The organism is Streptococcus sp. 10F2 (assembly GCF_054331515.2).
The window spans coordinates 1-7,452 of record NZ_JBTGGE020000066.1 but is presented as its reverse complement, the minus strand read 5'-3'; the positions used below and the strand labels follow the sequence as shown (position 1 = coordinate 7,452).

Below are 7,452 nucleotides of genomic sequence, written 5' to 3'. Positions count from 1 at the left end.
GATATGAGTATGAGACGAAAGAAGTTCCATTTGAGTATGGTATTCGATAAATTTTTAAGGGTACTAATTTAAAAAGATTCTAGTAGGGAATAAATCTACTAGAATCTTTCATGCGTTTGTCGTGGGGTTATTGAAAGAAACTACTTTCTTGAACTGCTTTTTGTACCTGTTCAAGTGGAATCTGTAACAAGGTCACTCCCTTTTGCTGATATAGTTCTTGTGCATAGGCATCTATTCGATAATCGTGAATATAGACAACACGAGAACAACCAACCTGCATCAACTGCTTCGAGCAGTGAAGACAAGGAAAATGAGTCACATAAGCTGTAAACTCCCGTGGTATTCCGCGCTCCGCACCCTGCAAAATAGCATTGACCTCCGCATGTAAAGTACGGACACAATGGCCTTCGACAATGAGACACCCTTGGTCGATACAATGTTCTGTTCCTGAAATAGAGCCATTATAGCCTGTAGAGACCACCTTATTATCATGAACCAATACAGCCCCTACCTGAGCTCGCTGACAAGTCGAGCGGTTCGAAATTAATAAAGCTTGAGCAGCAAAGTATTCATCCCAAGCTAATCGTTGATGTGACATAACCTTTCCTCCTAAATACTAGTCAATTATAGCATATTCGCTTTTTCTTTGGATTTTTCGCAAAAGTGTGCTATACTATAAATAAGACATAAAACTTAAAAGTGTTCATTTTTAAAAAGGAGAATCCTATTGTGAAATGGAAAATTATTGCAGATTCTGCATCTAATTATCGTCAATTGGAGCAGCTTGCTCCACAGACAAGCTTTGAATCCGTGCCTATGTATGTGCAGGTAGGAGATAAAACATTTACCGATAAAGAGAATCTAGATATTGATTTTATGATGGAAGTCATGTATGCAAGCGAGCAAGCTTCCAAATCAGCTTGTCCAAGTCCAGATCAATACCTACAAGCTTTTGGAGATGCCGAGGCTATTTTTGTAGTCACCATTACAGGAGCTTTATCGGGTAGTAACAACGCTGCACGCTTAGCGCGTGAAATCTATCTAGAGAGTCATCCAGATGCTAAAATTCATATTATTGATAGTCTTTCAGCAGGTGGAGAAATGGACCTCTTGGTCTACCAACTCAATGAATACATCAAGCAAGGCCTGACTTATCCTGAGATTGTCGCGGCTATCGAAAACTATCAAAAACAAAGCAAATTGATTTTTATACTAGAAAAAGTAGATAACCTGGTCAAGAACGGCCGTTTGAATAAGATTATCGGAAAAGTCGTTGGCCTCCTCAATATCCGTATGGTCGGTCAAGCCAGCAACAAAGGGGAACTTGAACTACTCCAAAAGGCGCGTGGAAATAAAAAAGCCGTCTCTACCACCTGGTCAGAAATGACAAAAGCAGGCTACAAGGGCGGACGTATCCATATGTCTCACCGGAATAACCCTGATTTCTGCCAAGATTTAAGCAAACTCATTCGGTCTGAATACCCTCAAGCAGATATCCACATTCTCCCAACTTCTGGAATTTGTAGTTTCTATGCTGAAGAAGGCGGAATTCTTATTGGCTATGAAACTAAATAAGCCTAGCAAAAACGAACAATTTTTGACTTCGCTTAAAGTGTGAATAGATAAAACAGCTTAGAATCAACGTTGCTAATGACGTAATTCTAAGCTGTTTTCGATTTTTAAGACTTTTTGCCTAGCCTCATTTAGAGTAAAATCAAGCTAAGCAAGGTCAAAAATGGAAGACCACCTTGCTTCAAGATGATGGATTTATTACTGGAGAAACCACCGTAAAGGGCTACTACCAAGATATTGATTAAAAATACAAGCGCTACTTCTTTTCCATTGGCACTGAAGAAAGCCGCATACAGTAGACCTAATCCAATAAAACCATTGTAGACCCCTTGATTTTTCATCAAAACATTCAAAGACTTAGATTCGAGATCTGCCTTACTCATTCCAAAGGTCTGGCTCGTTTTATCGGAAGTCGTAGCCAAGGTTTCCAAATAGAAAATAAAGAAAAACAAAGCTGCAGACAAGACTAATAAAATTTGTGAAATAATAGACATTTTATCTCCTTCCTAAAACTATCCCAGTGTACCAAATCTAAAAAATACAAGCAAGAACAGAAACTTGAAAAAACGCTTCCCTTTACAGAAAATTTGTTACAATGGAGGCATGAGAATCGATCAACTATTGGCCAATCGTTATAGCCGAAAAAATATCAAGCGAGCCCTAGCCAAACGGCAAATCCTAGTCGATGGAAAACCCGTACAATCCCTCGCTCAAAATGTCGATACCGATCTTCAAGAAGTCCTAATTGAAGGAAAGCCAGCCCCAAAAACGAAACATCACTATTGGCTCCTTCACAAACCAAGAGGCGTCGTGACTGCCAATCAAGATACACGCCATGCGACCGTTTTTGATTCCTTAACAAGCGCTGACCGGAATCCAAATCTCTACGCTGTCGGTCGCCTAGACCGAGATACCTCTGGACTCCTCCTCATTACTGATAATGGACCGCTAGGCTACCAGCTACTGCACCCAGATGCCCACGTCACCAAAACTTACCAAGTTCTGGTCAACGGTCCCCTACACCCCAATCTACCCGAACTCTTTGAGACAGGTATTATCTTTGAAGACGGCTATCAATGTTTACCCGCTAAACTGACCATTCAAAAGACAGCCCCTAACCAGAGCCAAGCCCTCATCAGTCTAGCCGAAGGTAAATTCCATCAAGTCAAAAAAATGTTCTTAGCCGTTGGGGTCAAAGTCGTTAGCCTCAAACGAATCCAATTTGGTCCCTTCCAATTAGACCATCAGCTTCCCTACGGAGCCTATCGTGGACTGACTGCGAGCGAACAAAGTCAACTCATCCATCTTTTAGAAGCAACCAGATAGAAAGGCCATTATGAAAAATAGTTCTAAAACTACCTTTATCGCTTTCATTCTCAACCTATCCTTCGCCATTCTTGAAGCCATCTTTGGCGTCCTTTTCCAATCATCAGCCGTCCTTGCTGACGCCGTTCATGATTTTGGGGATGCTATGGCAATTGGACTCTCCGCCTATTTAGAAAAAATCTCTGACAAACAAATTGATCTCCGTTACACCCTGGGCTACAAACGCTACAGCATCTTAGCAGCCCTTGTCACTGCCACAATCCTCATTACTGGTTCTACCATCCTCCTCATTGAAAATACTCCTAAAATTTTCAACCCGCCAGTCGTTAACAGTCAAGGAACCCTTGCCTTAGCTATCGTAGCTATCCTCATCAACGGCTTAGCAGCTCGCCTGGTTCATAAAGGGGAAACTGCCAACCAACAAATCCTCACCCTCCATTTCCTAGAAGATATCCTTGGTTGGGTGGCTGTCCTCTTCGTCAGCATCATCCTCCAATTTACCGACTGGTATTTCCTCGACCCCTTGCTCTCCGTTGCCATTTCCCTTTTCATCCTCAGCCAATCCCTTCCTAAATTCCTAGCCAATCTTCAAATTTTTCTTGAAAAAGCACCAGAAGACCTCAACCTAGAAGCCTTACGAGAACAACTTGAGAAAATGGAAGGGGTCTACCAAGTCAACCAACTCAATGTCTGGACTATGGATGGCTTGCGCCACGTTGCTATGTTGCACCTCCACATCGAAGAGGGATGCAACGAACGCCTTCTGAAAGATCAAGTCCACCACCTCCTACAAGCACAAAACATCGAAGAAAGTGCCGTTGAATTCGACTACTCCAACTTCGAACACCAACACCATACCGAAAAACTCGACATCGACGACCACGGACATCATCATTAAACCACCAAAGAGGCTGAACAAAAACGAACAATTTCCGGCTTCACTTGAAATTTGAATCAATAAAACAGCTCAGAAGCAACGTTTTTTAATGACGTCATTCTAAGCTGTTTTCTAATTCTAAGACTTTTTGCCTAGCCTCTTTACGATTAATACTCATTGAACTTCAACATCTGACATTGTCAAATCTCTTTGATGAACTTTAGTTCTATCTTCATCGGATTTTAAAAATAATTAAGTATAGGTTTCCTATTTCAATATATACTTTCCTCAAAGAGTTGTCGAAGATTTATCGGCGCTCTTTTCTTTTGGCATAAAGATACCAAGCCATGAAATAGAGCTCATAGAGGATTCCGCAACAAACAAAAGCGAGCATAAATGCATCCTGTGGTAGTAACAAAATAATGGGATCTGTTGCAGGATCGAAGAGCCAGCTTGAGTCTCCTGGGAATAAGATTTGATGAAACCAAATGAAGAACTGGTCAAATCCAACGAGGACTGCTAGCAGAGCAAGACCAAGCGGAAGAAGGGCCCAGGTTCGGTACCAAGAAGAAGGTAGCCAACGCCAGGGTTTGGCGGTAATCATTCCGATACTTGTTCCAAGGAAGACCACTTGGCAGAAATGAAAGAGCAACTTCACCACGAAAAAATGGTAAAGGCCAGATTTCGATGACGGTAAGTCTGGGAATTTTAATGCTGTCACCCAGGGCAAGGTCAAATAATCCATCAACACATCAACTTGTCGAAGCAAGCGTTCCGCTGTCCAGCCCAAAGTTTCAGGTAAATCCCAAGTTTTCAAAAAGAGAGGATAGCCCAGATCGAACAGGAGAATCGTTAATAAGATAGAGGCGGAAAGACCCCAACATGATAAGAGAAGGCCGGTTCCCCAAACACGCCTAGTCATCAAAGCTCCATTCCGCAAGCGAACGAACCACATGAGTTGGTGCAATTGGCAAATGAGGTACTTCTTCCGCTTGAGTAAAACCAGTCAAGACGAGGAGGCTAGCAATTCCGTTATCAATTCCAGCCCGAATATCAGTCATGTAATTATCTCCGACCATGACCACTTCCTCTTTCTTCAAGCCAATACGCTCTAAGGCCTTCTCCATAATGATAGCCTTGGGTTTACCAATGTAAACAGGTTCTACTCGTGTACTAGCTTCTATAAAACGAACAAGGGAGCCAGCACCTGGCAAGAGTCCTTCTTCTGTGGGGATATTCAAATCTGGATTTGTTCCGATAAAATATGCTCCCTTTTGAATCGCTAAACTAGCGATTTTAGCTTTTTCATACGTTAAGTCCGTATCTAAACCTACTACAACGTAAGCTGGATTCACAGAATCCTCTACAAATCCCGCATCGAAGATAGCTCCTTTTAACCCGTCCTCACCAATAACGTAGACCGTATTTCCTAAATTTTTCTCCAACATATAATCGACTGTCGCAAGACTTGCTGTATAAATAGTCGAGAGGGGAACTGAGAGCTCAAAACGCTCAGCCAGCATGCTTTGGATGACTTCTGGACGGCGCGTGGTATTATTGGTCACAAAGAGATAAGGAATGTCCTGTACCTGTAATTCTTTGACAAAATCACGCGCCTCCGGAATCAACTCCTTACCGCGGTAAATAGTTCCATCTAAATCTAACAAATAACCCTTATACATCTTGATTCTCTCTCCATTCTATTTCCACTTGAGCGCGCAAATCCCCTTCTACATAAAGTTCGTGACGCGAGCACTCATCCTCTACCTGTGTCCGTACAAGGACCTCGTCAGATTTCTGAATTTCCCGCACATACTTAATCGCCAGCTGCTCGACCTGGTACTGCTCTAAAAAATCAAATCCCAAGCTAGCCATAGCCCACTCTAAGTAATGTGTATTATGAACGTGCCCATTTCGATCTATATGAAAAAAATAAAGGGGATAAGTCACCTCTTCAGACTGCTCCAATTTTTTAAAAGAGTAAGGAAGCAGTCCCCGTTTTTGAAAAATTGATTCATAACGCTCCGCCACTTCCTCTGGAACTCGGCTAAGTTTCCGCTTAGCTAAATCTAGAAGTGCAAACACGGATTGCATCTCCAACAACAACTCACCAGCAGCATCCGTCACTCGGAAACACCGATGACAGAGAATCCGATTGTGAGACAAAACCTCAGTTTCCAGCAACACATCTTCTTCCAAATAAGGCAAGCGAGTAACTTTGAGCTGATGCTCCACGACAATCCAGGCCAAGCCATACCGATCAGCTAGACCCTGATCAGACAGACCAAGGACTTGCGATTGTCTACCTGAAAATTGTAATAAGTAACTGATAAAACGAGGCAGAGACAAGTTCCCTGTCTTATCTACCCATCCGAAGCGAATTCTGGTCTGTTCTTGAAACACTCTTCCCATAACTACTCCAAGATAAATCGTTCCGCTACTGTGTCACCTAGAAAAAGTCCCTTCTGACTAGTCCGAAGTCGATCTCCTTCTTGAATCAATAATCCCTCATGAATCAATTGTTGCACAACGGACCCGTAAACCTCATCAAAGGACCGCTGGAATTTCTTCTCAAAACGCGCAATCGAGACACCCGCTCGCTTGCGTAAACCCAAAAAGAGTTCTTCTTCCATCTGTTCCTTTAAACTAAGCTCTTCTTGATAAACACGGGCATCTCCTGCTGCGACTGCATTAAGATAATGACGGATAGGTCCATGATTTCGGTACCGAATGCCATTTAAATAGCCGGAGGCTCCAGCTCCTAAGCCATAATATTCTGCATTATCCCAATACATGAGATTATGTCGACTTTCATAACCTGGTCGACAAAAATTAGAAATCTCGTAATGATCAAAACCAGCTTCCTTTAGTCTGTTAATAATATAATGGAACATATCGACTTCCAAATCTTCTTGAGGTAAGTTCAACTGTCCCCGTCGCATGCGATTCATAAAAACTGTATGATTTTCCAAAATCAAAGAATACAGGCTCATATGAGGGATATCTAAGCCCAAGGCTTTCTCTACATTTACTTGGACCTGCTCCATTGTTTGATGAGGTAGAGCATAAATCAAATCAATGGAAATATTATGAAAACCAGCTGCTTTCAGCTGATCAATACTTTCATAAATATCTTTTTCTTGGTGCATCCGACCAATCTGCTTCAACTCCCGATTATCAAAAGTCTGAACCCCTAAAGAAACACGATTTAAGCCTGCCTTGGCCATAACCTCAATTTTATCCTGAGACAAGTCACCTGGATTCGCCTCTAAAGTCCACTCCTGGACCTGGCTAATATCAAAAATTGAGGCCAACCCCTCCAAGAGAAATTCCAATTGGGCTGCTGACAAAGCCGATGGCGTACCACCCCCAATATAGAGCGTATCTACTGGCCCCGGTTCATAAGCCCGAATCTCTTCCATCAAAGCTCGTAAATAATCATCCACCGGTTGGTTCTTAATAAAGACTTTAGAAAAGTCACAATAATAGCATATCTGTGTACAAAAAGGTATATGGACATAGGCTGCCCTTGGTTTGGTATTCATAATTTCTATTATAACCCAAAATCCTACTTTGAGACAGGTTTTAGCCTATCAAAAAGAACCTCATCAAATCTGAAATTTACATGAATGATTCCCTTACACCTCCATTCATACTACGAATTTATTTCAAGACCA

At 42.0% G+C, this 7,452-nt stretch carries 9 protein-coding genes; 3 read left to right on the top strand and 6 right to left on the bottom strand.

The genetic code is table 11. The features are described 5' to 3' along the window. Positions 1 to 127: 127 nt before the first annotated feature. Positions 128 to 598, bottom strand: coding sequence for a deoxycytidylate deaminase (locus ACXM1Q_RS08430; RefSeq protein ID WP_458517689.1), 471 nt, complete (start codon positions 596 to 598; stop codon positions 128 to 130). A gap of 131 nt (positions 599 to 729) precedes the next feature. Here ACXM1Q_RS08430 and ACXM1Q_RS08425 point away from each other — a divergent pair, with 131 nt between their 5' ends. Further along, positions 730 to 1,575, top strand: a complete 846-nt coding sequence (locus tag ACXM1Q_RS08425) for a DegV family protein (RefSeq protein ID WP_458517688.1) — start codon at positions 730 to 732, stop codon at positions 1,573 to 1,575. 128 nt (positions 1,576 to 1,703) lie between these two features. On the opposite strand, the gene ACXM1Q_RS08420 is transcribed toward ACXM1Q_RS08425, so the two are convergent. Continuing rightward, entirely contained in the window at positions 1,704 to 2,066 is a 363-nt protein-coding gene (locus ACXM1Q_RS08420; protein ID WP_458517687.1) for a DUF1304 domain-containing protein, read from the bottom strand. Between the two features lie 109 nt (positions 2,067 to 2,175). Between ACXM1Q_RS08420 and ACXM1Q_RS08415 the strand changes: the two genes are divergently transcribed. Together ACXM1Q_RS08415 and ACXM1Q_RS08410 are read left to right on the top strand one after the other, a co-directional pair. Next, entirely contained in the window at positions 2,176 to 2,898 is a 723-nt protein-coding gene (locus tag ACXM1Q_RS08415) for a pseudouridine synthase (protein ID WP_458517686.1), read from the top strand. A 10-nt stretch (positions 2,899 to 2,908) separates the two neighbouring features. Next, positions 2,909 to 3,796, top strand: a complete 888-nt coding sequence (locus ACXM1Q_RS08410) for a cation diffusion facilitator family transporter (protein ID WP_458517685.1) — start codon at positions 2,909 to 2,911, stop codon at positions 3,794 to 3,796. Positions 3,797 to 4,082: 286 nt separating this feature from the next. Here ACXM1Q_RS08410 and ACXM1Q_RS08405 read toward each other — a convergent pair whose 3' ends face one another. From ACXM1Q_RS08405 to hemW, 4 genes are read right to left on the bottom strand one after another with little or no spacing between them, the layout of a single operon-like run. After that, positions 4,083 to 4,697 (bottom strand): TIGR01906 family membrane protein, encoded by a 615-nt coding sequence (locus tag ACXM1Q_RS08405; RefSeq protein ID WP_458517684.1) that lies wholly within the window; start codon positions 4,695 to 4,697, stop codon positions 4,083 to 4,085. Next, the gene (locus ACXM1Q_RS08400) at positions 4,690 to 5,457 is read right to left on the bottom strand and encodes a TIGR01457 family HAD-type hydrolase (protein ID WP_458517683.1); all 768 of its coding nucleotides are present in this window, start codon (positions 5,455 to 5,457) and stop codon (positions 4,690 to 4,692) included. Before ACXM1Q_RS08400 ends, ACXM1Q_RS08405 begins: the two co-directional genes overlap by 8 nt. Then, positions 5,450 to 6,187, bottom strand: coding sequence for an acyl-[acyl-carrier-protein] thioesterase (locus tag ACXM1Q_RS08395; protein WP_458517682.1), 738 nt, complete (start codon positions 6,185 to 6,187; stop codon positions 5,450 to 5,452). Before ACXM1Q_RS08395 ends, ACXM1Q_RS08400 begins: the two co-directional genes overlap by 8 nt. Positions 6,188 to 6,189: 2 nt before the next feature. Beyond that, positions 6,190 to 7,320 carry a radical SAM family heme chaperone HemW gene (hemW, locus tag ACXM1Q_RS08390; RefSeq protein ID WP_458517681.1) on the bottom strand — a complete coding sequence of 377 codons (1,131 nt, stop codon included), beginning with the start codon at positions 7,318 to 7,320 and terminating at the stop codon, positions 6,190 to 6,192. Positions 7,321 to 7,452 lie beyond the last annotated feature (132 nt).